The organism is Heliobacterium chlorum (genome assembly GCF_014502795.1).
GTDB classification, from domain to species: domain Bacteria; phylum Bacillota; class Desulfitobacteriia; order Heliobacteriales; family Heliobacteriaceae; genus Heliobacterium; species Heliobacterium chlorum.
Genome location: NZ_JACVHF010000002.1, coordinates 286,631 through 302,483, shown reverse-complemented (window position 1 = coordinate 302,483; position 15,853 = coordinate 286,631). Strand labels below are relative to the sequence as shown.

The window sequence follows — 15,853 nt, the reverse complement described above, 5'->3', positions numbered from 1 at the left end:
CAGTTTGTATTCGTTTGTAATCTTAACTTCATTATGTCGTTTATTTTTTACTGTTCTGGTCAGACATCCAGGTTTCATAATCCTTAATGACTTTGGTCAATTCAAGGATGATTTCGTTTTCTTCTTTCTCGGCTAACACTTCAATGAGTTTTTTAGCTTCACTATACATCCGCGACGTGATCTCTAACACGTTGGGATTGTCTTTTTTCCGGGAAAGATGATGGCTCTTCGGTTCCGGGATGATGGAACGGACCATATCTGCAGTGATTACGAAATCACTTTTGGTCTTGATCGGCATGGCGTTCGGGTCAAGTTTTACGCGAAAACGAGTAAGACGACGTTTCACCATGGCCGGCATGATCCCGTGATCTTCTAACTGAAGGGCTACGATGGGACAGAACTCTGGATAAAAAAGCCCTTCAATGTGCTGACATACCCCCGATGAAGTTCTTCCATACTTACAAGGTTTTCCTGGTTCGGTATTATTGTACAATGGGCATAAAGTACTAATCTCGGAAATGTGCTCTTTCTGATTTTGCATATAAACTAGGCTCCTTATTGTGAATGTTTACAAATACATTCGATATTTGCGGTGGAATATCCTGCAAAAGAATTAACAATATATATTTAAACTTCGAATATTGCTCTTACTATTTAGTTACTAAATCATCCAAAAATACCAACCCATTGTTGAAAAGGAACAAAAGCGCCCCCGTTCCACTTTAACGCGTTCATCATATATCCCAGGCCGTCGGCGTTATAACGTCCTATGATCCGTTGAAAAGCCAACAGTTCATAGATTCCATCGCGCTCAAAATCAACAGGATATAATCCGCCAATCCCGTTCACATCTCCCCGGATAGGGGCTTTCAGCTTTCCGTTCTTGTCATAAATCTCCGATAGATACTCTGCGCCCTTGTAGCGGATGTCGATCCGGTAGGACTTGTTCAAGTTTCGACTGATGACTTCCACTTGATAATAGTCTAGATAATTCACGTCGTACCGGTACGCTTCATTGAACCGCTCAAAATCAAATAACTGACGGCCTTGATCATTTAGAAAGGAATAAACATACTCATAGGTGATTCCGCCAGAGCCCCCCGAGGCGATACTGATTTGAATGTCCTTGACTTGATCCCCCGTAAAATCGCCAAGAAATAGAGTCGGGTTGTACCCTGCATTCGCTTTTAAGGGAATGGCGTATGTCCTCATAGTCCTACCGTCTTGAATGTTCAGGGTGATTTTATCGACAAATTGACTACCGGGATAGGGGTAGTTCCCGGTCAAATAGACCCAGTCCGGGACATGATCACCATTGACATCCCCAGTTTGCGCATAAAGAACATTGCCGGCTCTACCGGTTTGAGCCAGCAGAGAATCCCTAAATCCTTGGTGAAACATTACATCTCCTCCTGCAAATCATTGTTTAGATAACCTATGATTTTAGGAAGAGATGTGCCAAGAATTTGGTCGTCATCGTTGAGCACAACGGACTATTTTAACTCTACCACCGTCACCCCGACGCCGCCTTCCCCATGTTCGCCGCTCCGAAAAGACTTCACATAGGGGTGTTTCTGCAAGTAGGACCGGATCGCCGCCCGTAAGGCACCCGTGCCTTTTCCGTGGATCAGGTTTACCGGTGAAATGCCAGCTAAGTAGGCATCATCGAGGAATTTTCCGACCAACTCAATTCCTTCGTCAGCCGTACAGCCCCGAAAATCCAGTTCCCTGGACATCTCTTTCGCCTTACCGCTAGCGATGGCGGCGTACTGAGTGGCACCTGATTTTTGTTTCTCTTCTTTTGCCGCCTGCAGTTCGTTCAGTTTTACGGTCAGTTTAAGGATCCCCGCTTGAATGTGCAGTTCGCCGTGGGCGTTAGGCATCGACAGTACGGAACCTTTTTGGTTGAGCCGCGGTACGAAGACGGTCTGGCCGATTTTAACCGTCTTTATGCCTGCTTCCTCATCGACGACCTTTTTCATCCGCCCCTCAGCCAGTTTTCCCTGCATCGCCCGCAATCGTTGCCGCTCGTTCTCAGCACGGGCCATTTCTTCTTTGACGGGCGCCCGGTTCATAACCTCCCGGAGGGAACGGAGGATCTGATCGCTTTCTTCCTTCGCCTGCCGGACGAGATGGTAAGCCTCTTCCCGGGCCTTATCTAGTAAGGATGCTTCTTTCTCCCGAATCGTTCTTTCCCGCTCCTCGAGCTGCCGCCGCAGTTCCTCTGCTTCCCGGCGAAGCCGATCTGCTTCCTCTCGATCTCGCTGCGCCGATACCTGATCGGCTTCGAGGTGCTCGATCAGGTTGGCCACATCGCGCTCTTCTTGACTTAACAAAGACCGGGCTTGCTTCACCACTTCGGCTTTGATACCCAGCCGGGCGGCGATTTCAAAAGCGTTCGACCGGCCTGGACGGCCGATGAGCAATCGGTAGGTGGGGCGCAGCGTTTCCAGATCGAATTCCACACTGGCGTTCTCGACGCGAGGGTGGGCATAGGCAAAGGCTTTCAATTCACTGTAGTGAGTCGTGGCGATGGTCTTGGCGCCCTTTTGCAAGATGTATTCCATGATGGACTGAGCCAAGGCCGCTCCTTCGGTCGGGTCTGTTCCGGCACCCAGTTCATCTAAAAGGACTAAACTGGTGGGACCTACCTTCTCTAAGACGTTGACGATGTTCGTCATATGCGAGGAAAAGGTGCTCAGGCTTTGTTCGATCGATTGTTCATCGCCGATGTCGACGAAGATCTGATCAAAGAGCGACAATTCCGTGCCATGTTCTGCCGGTACGTGCAGGCCTGCCTGGGCCATGAGGGTTAAAAGGCCCACCGTCTTTAAGGAGACCGTCTTACCGCCTGTGTTCGGGCCGGTGATGACGAGCGTATCGAAGGCATGGCCCAGTTCGATGGTGACAGGAACCACCTTTCCCTGGATGAGCGGATGGCGCCCTAACCGGATCGAAAGTTTTCCCTGGCTGTTGATGGCCGGTTCTCCGGCGTCCATTTTCCAGGATAGTTTCGCTTTGGCGAAGATAAAGTCCAGCCGGGCTAGCACTTCCAAACTAACGGCGATGTCTTCCGCGTTCTGGGCCACCAGCAGGGACAGCCCCCGCAGGATGTTCACCACTTCCGTCCGCTCGGCAGCCTGGTGGCGCTTTAGTTCGTTGTTCAGTTCCACCACAGCCATTGGTTCGATAAAAACGGTAGCTCCGGAGGCAGACTGGTCATGAATCAGGCCGGGGATGTGGCTGCGGTATTCGGAGCGAACCGGAACGACGTAGCGATCGCCCCGGACCGTGATCAGTGCGTCTTGAAGGTATTTTTGCGTGTCCGGGTTGCGGATGATGGCGTCCAGCTTTTCCCGGACCCGGTTTTGGATTGTTCGCATGGCCCGGCGGAGGCGCGCCAGTTCTGGCGACGCGTCATCGGCGACTTCCCCATCACCGACGATGCAGCGGTTGATCTCATCTTCCGCCTCGCGGTAGACACCCAACCCTTCCGCTAAAGCTGTCAGGATGGGTGTAGTCTTTTTTTCGTCTGACAATAAAAAGGCCCGAACTTGCCGGGAGATGCGTAGGGCCTGAGCCACTTGTTGCAGTTCACTCGCTTCTAAGATGCCACCTACCTCGGCTTTTCGAAGGTATGGTCGTACATCGTGAAAAGCAGCCATCGGATTACTCGGACGGAGACGCAGGACTTCCTTCGCCTCCGTCGTCTCACTTAACCCTTCCTGTACCTGCCAGAGCTTGTACTTCGGCAACAAACGTTCTGCTAGTTCCTTTCCCATATCGGAAACACAGTGGCCAGCTAATTGAGACAAGATGCGGTCAAATTCCAATTTTCGAAGTGTCCGTTCGTTCATTCCCTGTTCTCTCCTCTATTCAACCCCCCGGAACAGGTGTCCCTTGGTATATCCCGGCGGATGAACCCTTTCCAAGTCTTTTATCCACGATTGTACCGTATCGTTATTCCAATCCCCTGCCTGGGCAGACCGTAAGGCCTTGCGGTATACGGGCAAAAGGGCCTTCAACCACGAGGCATCTTCCGTCCGCCCTTCAATGCGCAATCGTTTCACACCCAGCGCTAACAAGTCGGGCAAGTTTTCCAGCAGGGATAGGTCTTTCGGATTCAGAATATGCATTCGGCAAAAGCTGTCTGTATATAAGGGAAAACGAAAATTCAGTCGATCGATCAGGTAGAGGTCCCGATGACGCTGGCAGGCATGATCACAGGACTTCTCCAAGGTACGGCCGCCGAGAAGCGCGCCTGTGGCGCAGTATTCGCTCACCATCATCGGGAGGGAACCGTGGACGACGATTTCCGTTTGATCCATAGTCATACCGGCCCGGACAAGACCAGAGTGGCTCATGGCACGCATCTGCTCTAACGATAATTCAGGGCTTAAGGTTACTGTGGCGGCGCCTAATTCCTGAAGACTCCGGGCTGCCTGGCCGTTAAATACCCAAAGCGGGTAGTCGGCCCGAATCTCGATCTGGTCGCTTTCAGAAAGGCTTTTAACCAGTTCCACATATCCCAAATTGGGAAGCAAAAAGGATTTTACCCCTGCTTCAAACCAACGGCGGATGATCCCTTCGATTACAGATCGATGCTCGGCTCTATAAACGCGGGGCAGTGCCACAACGACAGGAATACCGGCAGCCCGGCAAAGGCTGACAGCGGTTTTCTCCTCACCCGGTCGAAAAGGCTGCCCCTGCCGAAACCCTTCGGTGCTGAGATAGACTTCATCAATACCAGTAGACAGAGCCGTTTTTAGATTATTTAAACCCTCCACCGTTACGGTGAGCAAGGGTTCATCCTGTCCCTGTCCTTTTCGTTCCTTCGCTCTCGGTCGTTGAGCGATGGCGAAAGAAGCCTTTTCTGACCAGCCAGCCTTCTCTGCTCCCCTACGAATCAAGCCTAGGTGCGCTAACCCTGCCTGCCACTGACTTTCGTCGATCCGTACCGGACGGGTTCCTTCACTCCGGCGTTTTTCCAATTCTGCGATCGCCTCACGGCGAGCTTCATTTAACTGGCTCACCGGTACCATCGCTTTTCCGTCGCCTTCAAGTTCGACCTGTTCGAGACGGAAGGCGGTGTTGCCGAGGCGCCCCAATTGATCCGTTAAGGACTCTGTCGTCAATGGCCGGTTCCGCGCTTCTTGGGCTCTGTCGGTGGTAACGCCCCGGCCGAAACGCCCTTCTGCGTCACGAAACTCAATCACAACGGGCTGACCGACAGTGGCCCACACATGAGCCCGCAGAGGGTTGCGCCTGCCTTCGCCAGGCCGCTGGTAAGACTCCCGAGCCTGGGTCGTCAGCAACTCATCATGAATTTTGAAGATGCGGTCGCCATTGCGAACATTACCGCGCCATTCAGCTGTCACGTCTTCCCCGGCAAGTGCTTTTTCCCGCACCTGTCCGCTCACCCATATCTTTTCTACTGTCGTAGCGACCCGTCCACCCCGGGTGACCCATGCCTCGATCTCATCGCCCAGGTTTAAATCCTCTTCCAAGACGATCCGGGCCTGCTGTCGTTTCGCGTCATAGCTTTTCACGCGCCCCAGAAAGAGTCCCCGGTTGTTCGGTCGTTTGTAGCTCATCAAATCCCGGCCAGGGTTTCCCAAGAGATAGGCTGGCGCGAAATCCCGGTTGAAGATCTGGCGCAAAGCCCGATCCTCTCCGGGATCGACTGCAAAAGGTTCCTTTGCAGCTGTCCGATCTAAGGCCTGCCGGTATTGGCGGACGACGGTGGCCACATATTCGGGCTTTTTCATACGTCCTTCGATTTTCAAAGAATGAATGCCCGCTCGAACCAACTCGGGCAGGTGTTCAATCGTTTTGATGTCTTTTGGGCTCAAGAGGTGCTGGCCCACATCCTGTTTCGACACCATTTCCCGACCACTCGCATCGACAAGGCCATAGCCAAGGCGGCAGGGCTGGGCGCAGCGTCCCCGGTTTCCGCTGCGACCACCGATGAGGCTGGACATGAGGCATTGGCCCGAATAACCGATACAGAGGGCGCCGTGGACAAAGACCTCCACTTCCAACCCAGGGACTTGGCACAATTCCGTGATGTCTTGCAAAGTCAATTCCCGAGCCGGCACCACCCGATGTACGCCTTGTGCCGCCAGGAGACGGGCTCCTTCGGTATTGCTTACGGTCATCTGTGTGCTGGCATGGATTTCCCACTGAGGCAGCAGGTTTTGGATGACCCGTAACACGCCAAGGTCCTGAACGATGACGGCATCGACGCCAAGTTCGTAAAGATTTCGAGCGTACTGGGGAAGTTCATCCAGTTCAGCGTCATCGAGCAAGGTATTGATCGTTACATATATACGCACATTGCGTTGATGGGCATAAGTTACTGCCTCACCCATTTCGTTCATGTCAAAGTTGGCGGCATATTGTCGAGCACCAAATTTTTTTCCGCTCAAGTATACCGCGTCTGCACCGTTTTCTACGGCTGCCCGCAGCGCTTCCATCGATCCGGCCGGCGCCAAGAGTTCTGGCAAAGCTGTCACAAGCCGACCTCCTACTTCATAATACTTGTCCCATTATATCAAATTTGCATTTCCTACGGCAAAGTTGGTGCGAACCCTGTGTAAATATATTAAACAACTTTTCAATACTGATTATTGTTATTATTGTAATCTTTGCTTTTATAAATTATAATTTTAATCACAAAGGCTTGTTACTTGTGGCGTCTCGGCGGTCTTCCGCCTTTATGCATAAATTGCTCCGGCGTCCCGGGAAACTTCAAACTCCACGCCAAGCAAATCAATCCAAAGGAGGTTGTCACCATGGACGTAGTTCTCTTGTCCCGCATCCAGTTTGCCTTGACGGCGGGGTTTCACTTTATTTTCCCTCCGCTCACCATCGGCATGGCCTGGCTCATTTTTATCATGCAAACGAAATTCTTGCGCTCCGGTGATGAGTTGTACGCCCGGATGTCCCGGTTCTGGTTAAAACTGTTCGCCATCTCTTTTGTGGTCGGTGTAGCTACCGGAATCACCATGGAGTTTCAGTTCGGCACCAACTGGTCGGAATATTCCCGTTTTGTCGGAGACATTTTCGGAGGCCCTTTGGCGGCGGAAGGCATTTTTGCATTTTTTCTGGAATCGGCCTTTATGGGTGTGTTGATCTGGGGCGCCAACCGCGTTTCGAAGAAAATGTATTGGTTCTCCTCGCTGATGGTGGCTGTCGGTTCTACCCTATCAGCTTTATGGATCATCATCGCCAACTCGTGGCAGCAAACACCTACCGCTTATCACATCGTCAATGGACGGGCTGAACTGACCGATTTCTGGGCGGCGATTATGAATCCCTCTACTGTTCCGCGCTATTTGCATACGGTCGACGGTGCACTCATTACTGGTGCCTTCTTTGTGATAGGGATCAGTGCTTACTATTTACTTCGGCAGAGACATCTCGATTTTGCCAAAGAATCTATGAAATATGCCCTCATTGTCGCTCTCGCCGCCTCGCTCGTCCAACTCTATTTTGGACATATGCATTCTGTTCAGGTCGCTGAAACACAGCCGGAAAAACTGGCTGCCCTGGAAGGACTTTTTGAGTCGGAAAAAGGCGCGTCCTTACTCATCTTCGGTATTCCTGACGAAAAAGCCGGCGTTACTCACTTTCGCATCGGCATCCCAAAAGCCTTGAGTCTATTAGCGCATAACGACCCTGAGGCAGAAGTGAAAGGCTTACAGGCTTTCCCTGAAGATGAACGGCCCCCCGTGCTTATGCCTTTCTTATCGTTCCACCTGATGGTCGGCTTAGGTACGTTCTTCATCCTCTTCACCCTTTGGGGCCTTTGGCTTTGGAAAAAGGATACCCTCTGGACAAACCGGACCTTTCTGACGGTTGCTCTCTGGTCCATCCCGCTGCCTTTCATCGCTAATGAAGTCGGTTGGATCGCCGCTGAAGTGGGCCGGCAGCCTTGGATCGTCTACAAACTCTTGAAAACGGTCGATGGAATCTCCTTTACGGTTCCCGCCTGGCAAATCCTTGCGTCCATCATTCTCTTCGTCGCTATCTATATCCTGCTCTTTGTGACGTGGTTTTTCTTACTGCGCAAAAAATTGGATGCTGGCCCGGAAGAAGCGAACTCTGGCGTCATTCGTAACGTCTCCGGAACGGGGGTGGGTCTATGACAACGCTGCAAAGCATCTGGTTTGTTCTTGTGGGCGTGCTGCTCCTCGGTTACACCTTACTGGACGGTTTTGACCTGGGGGTTGGCAGTCTCTATCTCTTCACGAAAGACCCGAAAGAGCGGGAACGCATGCTCTATTCTATCGGACCGTTCTGGGACAGCAATCAGGTTTGGCTGCTCACAGGCGGCGGTGCCATCTTTGCCGCCTTCCCAATGGTCTACGCTACCGTCTTCAGCGGATTCTACCTGGCTTTAATGCTCGTCCTCTTCGCCCTGATATTCCGTGCCGTATCTCTCGAATTCCAACACCAGCTTGACACACCGGGATGGCGCAAGTGGTGGGATATCGGTTTCGGCATCGGCAGCTTGCTTCCTTCAATTCTCTTCGGCGTCGCCATGGGCAACATCCTGCGTGGAGTTCCCCTTGACGCCAAGGCAAACTTTATCGGAGACTTCTTTGGCCTCTTAAATCCCTATTCACTCGTCCTGGGACTGTTGAGTTGTTCTATGTTCGCTCTTCATGGCGCCACTTTCCTCTACGCCCAGACCGATGGTGCCCTAAAAGAGAAGACTCGCCGCTGGGCCCGGACCGCTTGGATGGGGCTGGTACTCTTTTTTATCATCGGAACGGTCTGGAGCTTGGCGGCTACACCGCGACTCTTTACCAACTTTTTCGACCAGCCTTTACTCTTTATTCTCCCCCTGACGGTGATCGTAGGCTTAGTTTATGTACCTGTCGCTCTCGCTAAAGGAAAACCGCTGACCCCTTTCTTGGCCTCCAGCTTGACGATCGCCGGGCTCTGGGGAACGATCGGGGCAAGCCTCTTCCCTTACATGGTCCCCGCTATCAACGACTTGTCGAACAGTTTAACGATCTTTAACGCTTCTTCATCGGAGCGGACCTTGACGGTGATGCTCATCTTAGCGCTCATCGGCCTGCCGATCGTTCTCACCTATACAAGTTATATTTATCGTACCTTCTTGAAGTCAAACAAAGGGGTTACGGTAACGGGCAGTAAATCGTCGAAGTCTTTTTCGAATATGTAAGAGTAGGGAAGCCTTGCCGCTCCGGTCTCGGATGAGTAAGGCTTCCCTTTTTTTATGCCTACTGTTTGGCATATGAATCTCCGTCGGACCTATTTCGGTTCAAGGTCATTTCATTGTTGGCCGGTGTAAACGGATGCAGCGACTGTGGGAGGAAATCTTGATTCGCCCTCTCTAGTGCACCTACATGTTTATCGGGAAACCCTTCTGTTTCTTCGATCACAGCTCCGAGCTTTTCGACAGGAACGGGGGATTCTCTACGGTCTATTTCTCCGATCTGACTCACCTCCCCCGTTAGTATGAGCGATAAAACGCTCCCGATTCTAAGGGCAACTTTCTCCTTCTTCTATGCGCATGTCCCCGTCTATCGGCGAATATGATTAGACAAGTCAAGGAGGGGATTGTACCAATGAGTGCACCGAACATACCGGAGCGTACACGCGAAGAGGCGATCAACGATATTATTGAATCCATCGCGCTGGAGGAAACGGCATTAGCTCATCTCATCAATGCCGAAGCCCATAAGGTGCAAAATGCCATTAGTACAGATAATATTTCCATTCCGGAACTAACTGCACTGAATAAAAGTGTTCGTGATTTAATGATGATCGTGGTGAAAAAGGAAATGCTACTCCAGTTTAAGCTGGAGTTGGTGCTCACATCGTCCCCTTCCCCTTGCTCTCCCAGAGGGCGCTGTCCCTATTTCAAAAAGCGACCGAAAAAAAGGCCTCCCTGTCCACCACCAGGACCACTGATGGATTCACAGGCCCCTTACCGGCCGCCCGTGCCGCCTCACCTATACTCAAATCATCACGGCGACGCTGCGGAAGTACCTACGGCGAACTATTCCCCGAAGCCTCCCTCGAGTCAGCGTCGAAACAAGACACCTTCCCATATGAACGAAGTATTCCAACCGGAAAGCTACCCGTCCCCTGAAAGTAGAAATATTTCTTCCACTTACCCCGTCCATTATTCAGGCACCAGTGCAAAACCGGGCAATCCATCTACGCCCCCATCAGACATGAAAAATAAATTGCTTCGAAGAAAAAAGCGTCGTTAAGGTGAGAAGCATATGGTAAAAGCCGTAACTCCCGCGATGAAATCCTTCTACGATTCTCAAACTCTTCTTCGGGTTGCTATAAAAAGCCTGGAACAGACGATGCATACTGCCCTCGTCCAGGCGGGGGCGTCTGAGGAAGTTCATCAAGAAATCCTTGAGCATTTTGACCATCTTTACTTATTGATCGAGACACGTAAGAACATATTTACCATCACATTAAACATCGAAGGTCTCCCACCGAAAGCTCCCTCGAGTTCGGTTACTCCAACAGTAAGCCCCGTTTCCCATCAGGAACGTCTGATAAAATCTCGATTCACTGGGAAGATCGGTCGAAAAGAGTGGGAAAAAACACCACTCATTTAGAAGTCAAGTTTTCCTTTCCTCTCCCATACTCTTTAGAGCAATAATAAAAAGGAGGGATTTTCCTTGACTGCTCCCGTAATCACGCCGATCCCGACTCTGCCTGAGGCCAAGGCCGAACTGCTTCACTCCATAGCCCTGGAAGAAGTCGCCATTGCCCACATTCTTAACGCCGAAGGGGAAAAAATTCAAAAAGCACTTACCTGTGAACATAACCTGGATGATTTAATCGCTATTGATGCCTCAGTCGCTTCGGTGTTACGTTTACTCATCAAAAAAGAAATGATGCTTCAGTTTAAGTTGGAATCGACTCTTACGCTCCCGAATAGTACCCATCCCCACCCGCACCCCTAGTCTCTTTTTAGCCAAAAGACTCTAACGGCATCTGCCTCTATCGCAGGTGTCGTTATTCTTTTTTAAACCAAATAGTTTCCACAATCCTGTTTATGGAGTTTATCGAAATTTTGGTTTTGGTCAAAGCGGTCATGCCCGGGAATTGAAAACACGTTTTTTCTCAAGCAACATATCCTGGTACAGGTAAGCTGGGCCTTCAAATAGGCTGGATCTTAGGGGGTCTTTCTTTTGACTACAGGGAAACAAAAATTATCTTTAGCGATGATCGTTAGGGATGAAGAAAACTGTATCAAGCGATGTTTAGATAGCGTGAAACATCTTGTCGATGAAATCGTGATCGTTGACACGGGATCAGTCGATCGAACCATAGAGATTTGCCATTCCTATAACGCCCAAGTGTATTCATATCCTTGGAATGATAATTTCGCTGAAGCTCGCAATTTTGGTTTGGACAAAGTTTCCGGTGAATGGATACTCTGGTTGGATGCCGATGAGGAGGTCATTTGGGACGATAAAGATATACTCTCGGATCATTCCCTCTTTGAGGATTATGATGCTCTCTCAGTTCCACTCATTAACTTCTACGGTGATCAGGTGGACTTCGATCAGGTCGCTCAAATCGCACAACCACGAATTTTTAGAAACCAAAAAGGGTTTCGCTTTGAAAACAAGATTCATGAGTGGCTGAATCTGTCAACTGCGTATGCCCAGAACCGTGTAGGCTTTATGGACCTAAAAATCTACCATTATGGCTATATCAACAACAGGATCCACGATAAACAGAAATATCAGAGAAACGTTAATCTGTTATTGAAGGAATTGGAAGAAAACGAGAATAACCCATGGGTCCATTACTATTTAGCGACGGAGTATTACCGAGGAAGAGATCTTAACGCAGCCTTCGAACAGGTTAACCTATCCATCGTACAGTTTTTAAATCAGGGCATAGTTCCCCCTCCCTCGATGCTTTATAGCCTGAAGTATTCCATTCTTATTGAAACGGGGAGTTGGGATGGAGCATGGCCGAGTATTCAATCGGCTGTTAAAATGTTTCCGGATTATGTCGATCTAAAATTTTATATGGGAGTCATTCTCTATTATAAAAAGATGATTACTGAAGCGCTTAAGGCTTTTGAGGAATGTATAGAGCTAGGAGAAAACAACCTTAACTATCTGAGCTTGAGAGGCTTAGGCAGCTTTAAATCTTGGTATTATAAGGGACTTTGTTTAGAAGCGTTGAATAGACAAGATGATGCTGTAGGGGCTTATCTTCAGTCCGTAAAGCTTTCGAACAATTATATTCCTGCAAGCGAAGCCCTCAATAAACTGCTCGCAGCCGCTCGCCCTTAAAACAGTAGTTTGAAGCTATTGTAGCAGATTGCTTTTTATCACATATAGTAAAATTAAACCAGTATAAAGGAGGAAAAAACATGTCATTTCCCTCAATCCCCACGATAACCCCATCCATTAGTCTGAACCGAGGTCAAGTATGCAATCTGCTTCTAGCTTCCATCGCCTTTGAAGAACTCGGTTTAGCACACATTATCAATGCTGAAGGCGAAAAGATTCAAGCCGTATTAGGTACACTTTCTAATGGTGTAACTGTATCAGGAATATCCATTAGCGGATTACTCTCGATAAATCGCGGGGTTAATAAAACTTTACAAAATGTTATTAAAACCCAAATGTTGCTTCAATTTAAATTAGAAGATATTCTTGATAATTGTCAGCAACAGCACAATCAAGAAAAATGTTAAATTAGGATAAAAGGGACCTATCTCATCGTATGATAAAGATAGGTCCCTTTTGTGAAAAACCTCTATTATGCTAATATTTAGCTAAAAAACGTAAAATCTCCTCCAATTTGAATAGTATCAGCATTTGTTGATTAATTACTGCTTTTATTGTTCGCTCAACAGAAGAATTAATTTCAATCAAGTCTTTTATTTTTAATGGTTCATTTTTGTCCTGCCGATGAAGTGGATCTAAAACAAATTGAATTTTCTCTGCTTCTGCGTTAATGATGTGCGCTAATCCTAACTCTTCAAATGCCATGCAGCTTAAAATTAAACTAACAGCTTCCTCCACAGATATATTTGGATTTATGTTTGGAATAGTGGGAAATGACATTTGTCATGACCCCCTCTCATGTGCAATCATTTACTACATAAATTATGAAACTTTCAATAATTTTGTGTTTAAGGCAAAACACTTGTCCCTCCCATGTTTTAAAACATAAGAAAGCGTTCGGAGAGAATTGAACGGACGCTTTCTTTACATATTTTGCATATTATGATGATGAACGATATTAGAAAAAAGGGATAGCCTTGGGTAAACAATCGTCAGGTTCCTCATTATCTACCGAGCTAGTTGGGTTGCGTTCCCTTCAAGCATTAGGGCAATTGATCGTCGCGACTGGTTCTGCCATTGCTTTTTTTTTCGTTAATACGACAAATTCCGTTATTGCAGGAACAGGGGGCTATTATTCAAAAACTATCTCGTTTGATAAAGTGAACTTTTTACCGTTGAGAACATTGTTTTGACCGCAGGGATTGATTCCCAGCGGTCATTTACTTCGCTCACATAAATACAACTAAATCCATAAAGTGGTATAAAGGTGATGCCTTTATTATAGAATTTAACGAGCGTTCGGCAAATACTAAGCCGGACGCTTTTTTTAAGAAGTTTCTGTCATAAATCCTATTCATTTGGGGAAATCTTTTTTTAGGAGTCTCAATCCATAAACTCCAATATTTGAGGGTCGTTTTAACTGTATGGACAAAAACCAGTCATCAAAAAACATTCGTAGACCGCTGGCTTTCGTTTCAACAATAGCCACAAACCACATTCATTTGCGAAACCCCTGGGTAACGGTCTGGCTATCGGCTTTATTTCCGGGATTTGGGCAAATATTTTTGGGAAGCTACGTAAAAGGATTTCTCTTAATTATCTGGGAGATTGTTATTAACGTAGAATCGAAACTTAACTTGGCCATCCTTTATTCATTTACCGGTCAGTTTAACCTCATTAAAGAGACAGTAAACATTCGATGGCTTTTGTTATACGCAGCCACTTTCGTCTATGCCATTTGGGATAGCTATCGTTCAACCGTAGATCTAAATAAGTTTGCGATTCTAGCCCAAAGGAACCACGCTTCTGTAGTTCCATTTAAGATGGATGCACTAGAAATTAACTACTTTGATAAAAGAAACCCCTGGGTAGCTGTTATTTGGTCAGTATTTATGCCTGGGTTAGGTCATCTATATACGCATAGACTACCGACTGGTTTCTTCGTACTCATCTGGTGGATAGCGATTACTTACTTTTCACATCTAATGGAGGGAGTTCATTATACGGCTATTGGTGCATTCGAGCAGGTTAAAATAAGTGTTGACCCACAATGGCTTCTATTCATGCCCTCTATATACTGTTTTTCCATTTATGACGCCTACGTTCATACCGTGGAGTACAATAAGCTCTTTGAGTATGAACAAGCAATGTATTTGAATTCTATGTATCAGAGCAAAAACTTTAAAAAGCCTATATAGCCGCCTGGAGTGGTAGTCATGTATGTCGTGGCAACGTTTGAACAATCACTATTATTAGAACTAGCTATTACAGAACTTGAAGAAAAAGGTGTCGACAAGCAAAATATCCTAGCTATTCCACTGAAGGTAACTATGAAACAAGCTAAAATAATGGACACGATTAACTCCGCCGATGGAATTAGTGTTTTTGATGGAGCTACCGTTTTAGGATCAGGATTAATGGTTTTGGGTGTTATCTATGGTTATGTATTTACTTGGGGACCTATTATCTGGGGGTTAATCGGATTAGCCGCAGGCTTTTTAATTGGTCTAGTGCTTGATCTCATGTTTAGAAAAACTAAAAGAGAGTATCGTGCTTCCAAGTCAGACGTCGTAGTAATGATCTCCTGTTCCGAAAAACAGTTTGACTGGGTTTCTACCGTCCTAGAAAACCATAACCCGAAAGGTATTGGCATGATTAGGGACTAATTTAAGAGAAACACGGTTTTTATGGGATTGACTAGGGTTACACAGGTTATCTAAACAAATTAAATGGTAGTAATTGGGTGCAAACGAGCGAAACTAAGTTAAATTAAGTTCTATGGAGCGGTTAAATGGCAGATATTCCGGAATCATTACTCAAACTGGTCATAATGCATGAGGCGTTTAGTAAGGCTCGAATTGAAGTATGGAATGCTGAAATTCTCTGGTCGTGGAGATGGTGGTTGTTAATCGTTCTCATGTTTGCACCATGGATTTTTTGGTGGCGATTCGTTGACAAAAAGCGGCTAACAGAAATATGTCTGTTCGGGATGTTTATACTTGCAACCTCTTCCTGGATGGACGAGCTAGGGACTGAACTTATATTATGGTATTACCCATATAAGACCTTTGCCTTGTACCCTCAATTGGTTCCGATCAACTACACGGTAATACCTATAACTTTCATGCTCGTATACCAGTACAAAAAATCTTGGAAAACATATATTTTTACTTTAGTAATTATAGCAGCTATCTATTCATGGGTAGCTGAACCAATACTAAATTTAATGGGCATTTACAAGCCAATTAACTGGAAGTATAGCTATTCCTTTCCTTTATATGTTTTGATCGGCATTAGTCATAGATGGCTGCTTGAGGGGATATTAAGAGTAACTAGGAAAAATAGTGACGATATTTAACCAATTTAACTAGCAATCTATGTTCCAGGTTGCTATGATGACGCCAATGGGTTTAACTGGAGACCCATTGACGGTGCGGACTGACGGGGTTAGAATAAGTCTACAGCCCCCTTATAAACTCACAGTTTGGTAGCGTGCTTGGTTCGGGACCAAGAGGCCGCAGGTTCAAATCCTGTCC

At 47.4% G+C, this 15,853-nt stretch carries 16 protein-coding genes; 10 read left to right on the top strand and 6 right to left on the bottom strand.

Annotation, left to right across the window (positions count from 1 at the left end; genetic code table 11):
- Window positions 1-40: 40 nt before the first annotated feature.
- The 4 genes from H1S01_RS04560 to H1S01_RS04545 all read right to left on the bottom strand — a co-directional run bounded on the left by H1S01_RS04560 (window position 41) and on the right by H1S01_RS04545 (window position 6,515).
- Complete coding sequence (locus H1S01_RS04560; RefSeq protein ID WP_188038911.1) at window positions 41-541, bottom strand: hypothetical protein; 501 nt, start codon at window positions 539-541, stop codon at window positions 41-43.
- Between the two features lie 125 nt (window positions 542-666).
- Window positions 667-1,401, bottom strand: a complete 735-nt coding sequence (locus H1S01_RS04555; RefSeq protein WP_188038910.1) for a VCBS repeat-containing protein — start codon at window positions 1,399-1,401, stop codon at window positions 667-669.
- 92 nt (window positions 1,402-1,493) lie between these two features.
- Window positions 1,494-3,857 carry an endonuclease MutS2 gene (locus tag H1S01_RS04550; RefSeq protein WP_188038909.1) on the bottom strand — a complete coding sequence of 788 codons (2,364 nt, stop codon included), beginning with the start codon at window positions 3,855-3,857 and terminating at the stop codon, window positions 1,494-1,496.
- A 15-nt stretch (window positions 3,858-3,872) separates the two neighbouring features.
- Window positions 3,873-6,515, bottom strand: coding sequence for a U32 family peptidase (locus H1S01_RS04545; protein ID WP_188038908.1), 2,643 nt, complete (start codon window positions 6,513-6,515; stop codon window positions 3,873-3,875).
- A gap of 279 nt (window positions 6,516-6,794) precedes the next feature.
- Here H1S01_RS04545 and H1S01_RS04540 point away from each other — a divergent pair, with 279 nt between their 5' ends.
- Together H1S01_RS04540 and cydB are read left to right on the top strand one after the other, a co-directional pair.
- Entirely contained in the window at window positions 6,795-8,150 is a 1,356-nt protein-coding gene (locus tag H1S01_RS04540) for a cytochrome ubiquinol oxidase subunit I (RefSeq protein ID WP_188038907.1), read from the top strand.
- The gene (cydB, locus tag H1S01_RS04535; protein ID WP_188038906.1) at window positions 8,147-9,196 is read left to right on the top strand and encodes a cytochrome d ubiquinol oxidase subunit II; all 1,050 of its coding nucleotides are present in this window, start codon (window positions 8,147-8,149) and stop codon (window positions 9,194-9,196) included. The genes H1S01_RS04540 and cydB overlap by 4 nt, the downstream gene beginning before the upstream one ends.
- Before the next feature lie 58 nt (window positions 9,197-9,254).
- On the opposite strand, the gene H1S01_RS04530 is transcribed toward cydB, so the two are convergent.
- On the bottom strand, window positions 9,255-9,479 hold the full coding sequence (locus H1S01_RS04530; protein ID WP_188038905.1) for a hypothetical protein: 225 nt from the start codon (window positions 9,477-9,479) through the stop codon (window positions 9,255-9,257).
- Window positions 9,480-9,602: 123 nt separating this feature from the next.
- On the opposite strand from H1S01_RS04530, the gene H1S01_RS21140 reads away from it, so the two are divergent.
- The 5 genes from H1S01_RS21140 (at window position 9,603) to H1S01_RS04505 (ending at window position 12,724) form a co-directional block, all read left to right on the top strand.
- Complete coding sequence (locus H1S01_RS21140; RefSeq protein ID WP_207732178.1) at window positions 9,603-10,253, top strand: alpha-helical endospore appendage domain-containing protein; 651 nt, start codon at window positions 9,603-9,605, stop codon at window positions 10,251-10,253.
- Window positions 10,254-10,265: 12 nt separating this feature from the next.
- Entirely contained in the window at window positions 10,266-10,616 is a 351-nt protein-coding gene (locus H1S01_RS04520; protein WP_188038904.1) for a hypothetical protein, read from the top strand.
- 63 nt (window positions 10,617-10,679) lie between these two features.
- Window positions 10,680-10,967 (top strand): alpha-helical endospore appendage domain-containing protein, encoded by a 288-nt coding sequence (locus H1S01_RS04515; protein ID WP_188038903.1) that lies wholly within the window; start codon window positions 10,680-10,682, stop codon window positions 10,965-10,967.
- A 228-nt stretch (window positions 10,968-11,195) separates the two neighbouring features.
- Window positions 11,196-12,317 (top strand): glycosyltransferase family 2 protein, encoded by a 1,122-nt coding sequence (locus H1S01_RS04510; RefSeq protein WP_243236949.1) that lies wholly within the window; start codon window positions 11,196-11,198, stop codon window positions 12,315-12,317.
- An 80-nt stretch (window positions 12,318-12,397) separates the two neighbouring features.
- Entirely contained in the window at window positions 12,398-12,724 is a 327-nt protein-coding gene (locus H1S01_RS04505; RefSeq protein ID WP_188038902.1) for an alpha-helical endospore appendage domain-containing protein, read from the top strand.
- A gap of 70 nt (window positions 12,725-12,794) precedes the next feature.
- On the opposite strand, the gene H1S01_RS04500 is transcribed toward H1S01_RS04505, so the two are convergent.
- On the bottom strand, window positions 12,795-13,097 hold the full coding sequence (locus H1S01_RS04500) for an alpha-helical endospore appendage domain-containing protein (protein WP_188038901.1): 303 nt from the start codon (window positions 13,095-13,097) through the stop codon (window positions 12,795-12,797).
- Window positions 13,098-13,741: 644 nt separating this feature from the next.
- On the opposite strand from H1S01_RS04500, the gene H1S01_RS04495 reads away from it, so the two are divergent.
- From H1S01_RS04495 to H1S01_RS04485, 3 genes are all read left to right on the top strand, one after another.
- Window positions 13,742-14,515 (top strand): hypothetical protein, encoded by a 774-nt coding sequence (locus H1S01_RS04495; RefSeq protein WP_188038900.1) that lies wholly within the window; start codon window positions 13,742-13,744, stop codon window positions 14,513-14,515.
- An 18-nt stretch (window positions 14,516-14,533) separates the two neighbouring features.
- Window positions 14,534-14,983 (top strand): hypothetical protein, encoded by a 450-nt coding sequence (locus tag H1S01_RS04490; RefSeq protein WP_188038899.1) that lies wholly within the window; start codon window positions 14,534-14,536, stop codon window positions 14,981-14,983.
- Window positions 14,984-15,108: 125 nt separating this feature from the next.
- Window positions 15,109-15,675, top strand: a complete 567-nt coding sequence (locus H1S01_RS04485) for a CBO0543 family protein (RefSeq protein ID WP_188038898.1) — start codon at window positions 15,109-15,111, stop codon at window positions 15,673-15,675.
- Window positions 15,676-15,853: the final 178 nt, after the last annotated feature.

What these genes read in the sequence shown, in the direction of transcription:
- H1S01_RS04560 (WP_188038911.1), bottom strand. Translation starts at nt 541, where the DNA reads ATGCAAAATCAGAAAGAGCACATTTCCGAGATTAGTACTTTATGCCCA.
- H1S01_RS04555 (WP_188038910.1), bottom strand. Translation starts at nt 1,401, where the DNA reads ATGTTTCACCAAGGATTTAGGGATTCTCTGCTGGCTCAAACCGGTAGA.
- H1S01_RS04550 (WP_188038909.1), bottom strand. Translation starts at nt 3,857, where the DNA reads ATGAACGAACGGACACTTCGAAAATTGGAATTTGACCGCATCTTGTCT.
- H1S01_RS04540 (WP_188038907.1), top strand. Translation starts at nt 6,795, where the DNA reads ATGGACGTAGTTCTCTTGTCCCGCATCCAGTTTGCCTTGACGGCGGGG.
- cydB (WP_188038906.1), top strand. Translation starts at nt 8,147, where the DNA reads ATGACAACGCTGCAAAGCATCTGGTTTGTTCTTGTGGGCGTGCTGCTC.
- H1S01_RS21140 (WP_207732178.1), top strand. Translation starts at nt 9,603, where the DNA reads ATGAGTGCACCGAACATACCGGAGCGTACACGCGAAGAGGCGATCAAC.
- H1S01_RS04520 (WP_188038904.1), top strand. Translation starts at nt 10,266, where the DNA reads ATGGTAAAAGCCGTAACTCCCGCGATGAAATCCTTCTACGATTCTCAA.
- H1S01_RS04505 (WP_188038902.1), top strand. Translation starts at nt 12,398, where the DNA reads ATGTCATTTCCCTCAATCCCCACGATAACCCCATCCATTAGTCTGAAC.
- H1S01_RS04500 (WP_188038901.1), bottom strand. Translation starts at nt 13,097, where the DNA reads ATGTCATTTCCCACTATTCCAAACATAAATCCAAATATATCTGTGGAG.
- H1S01_RS04495 (WP_188038900.1), top strand. Translation starts at nt 13,742, where the DNA reads ATGGACAAAAACCAGTCATCAAAAAACATTCGTAGACCGCTGGCTTTC.
- H1S01_RS04490 (WP_188038899.1), top strand. Translation starts at nt 14,534, where the DNA reads ATGTATGTCGTGGCAACGTTTGAACAATCACTATTATTAGAACTAGCT.
- H1S01_RS04485 (WP_188038898.1), top strand. Translation starts at nt 15,109, where the DNA reads ATGGCAGATATTCCGGAATCATTACTCAAACTGGTCATAATGCATGAG.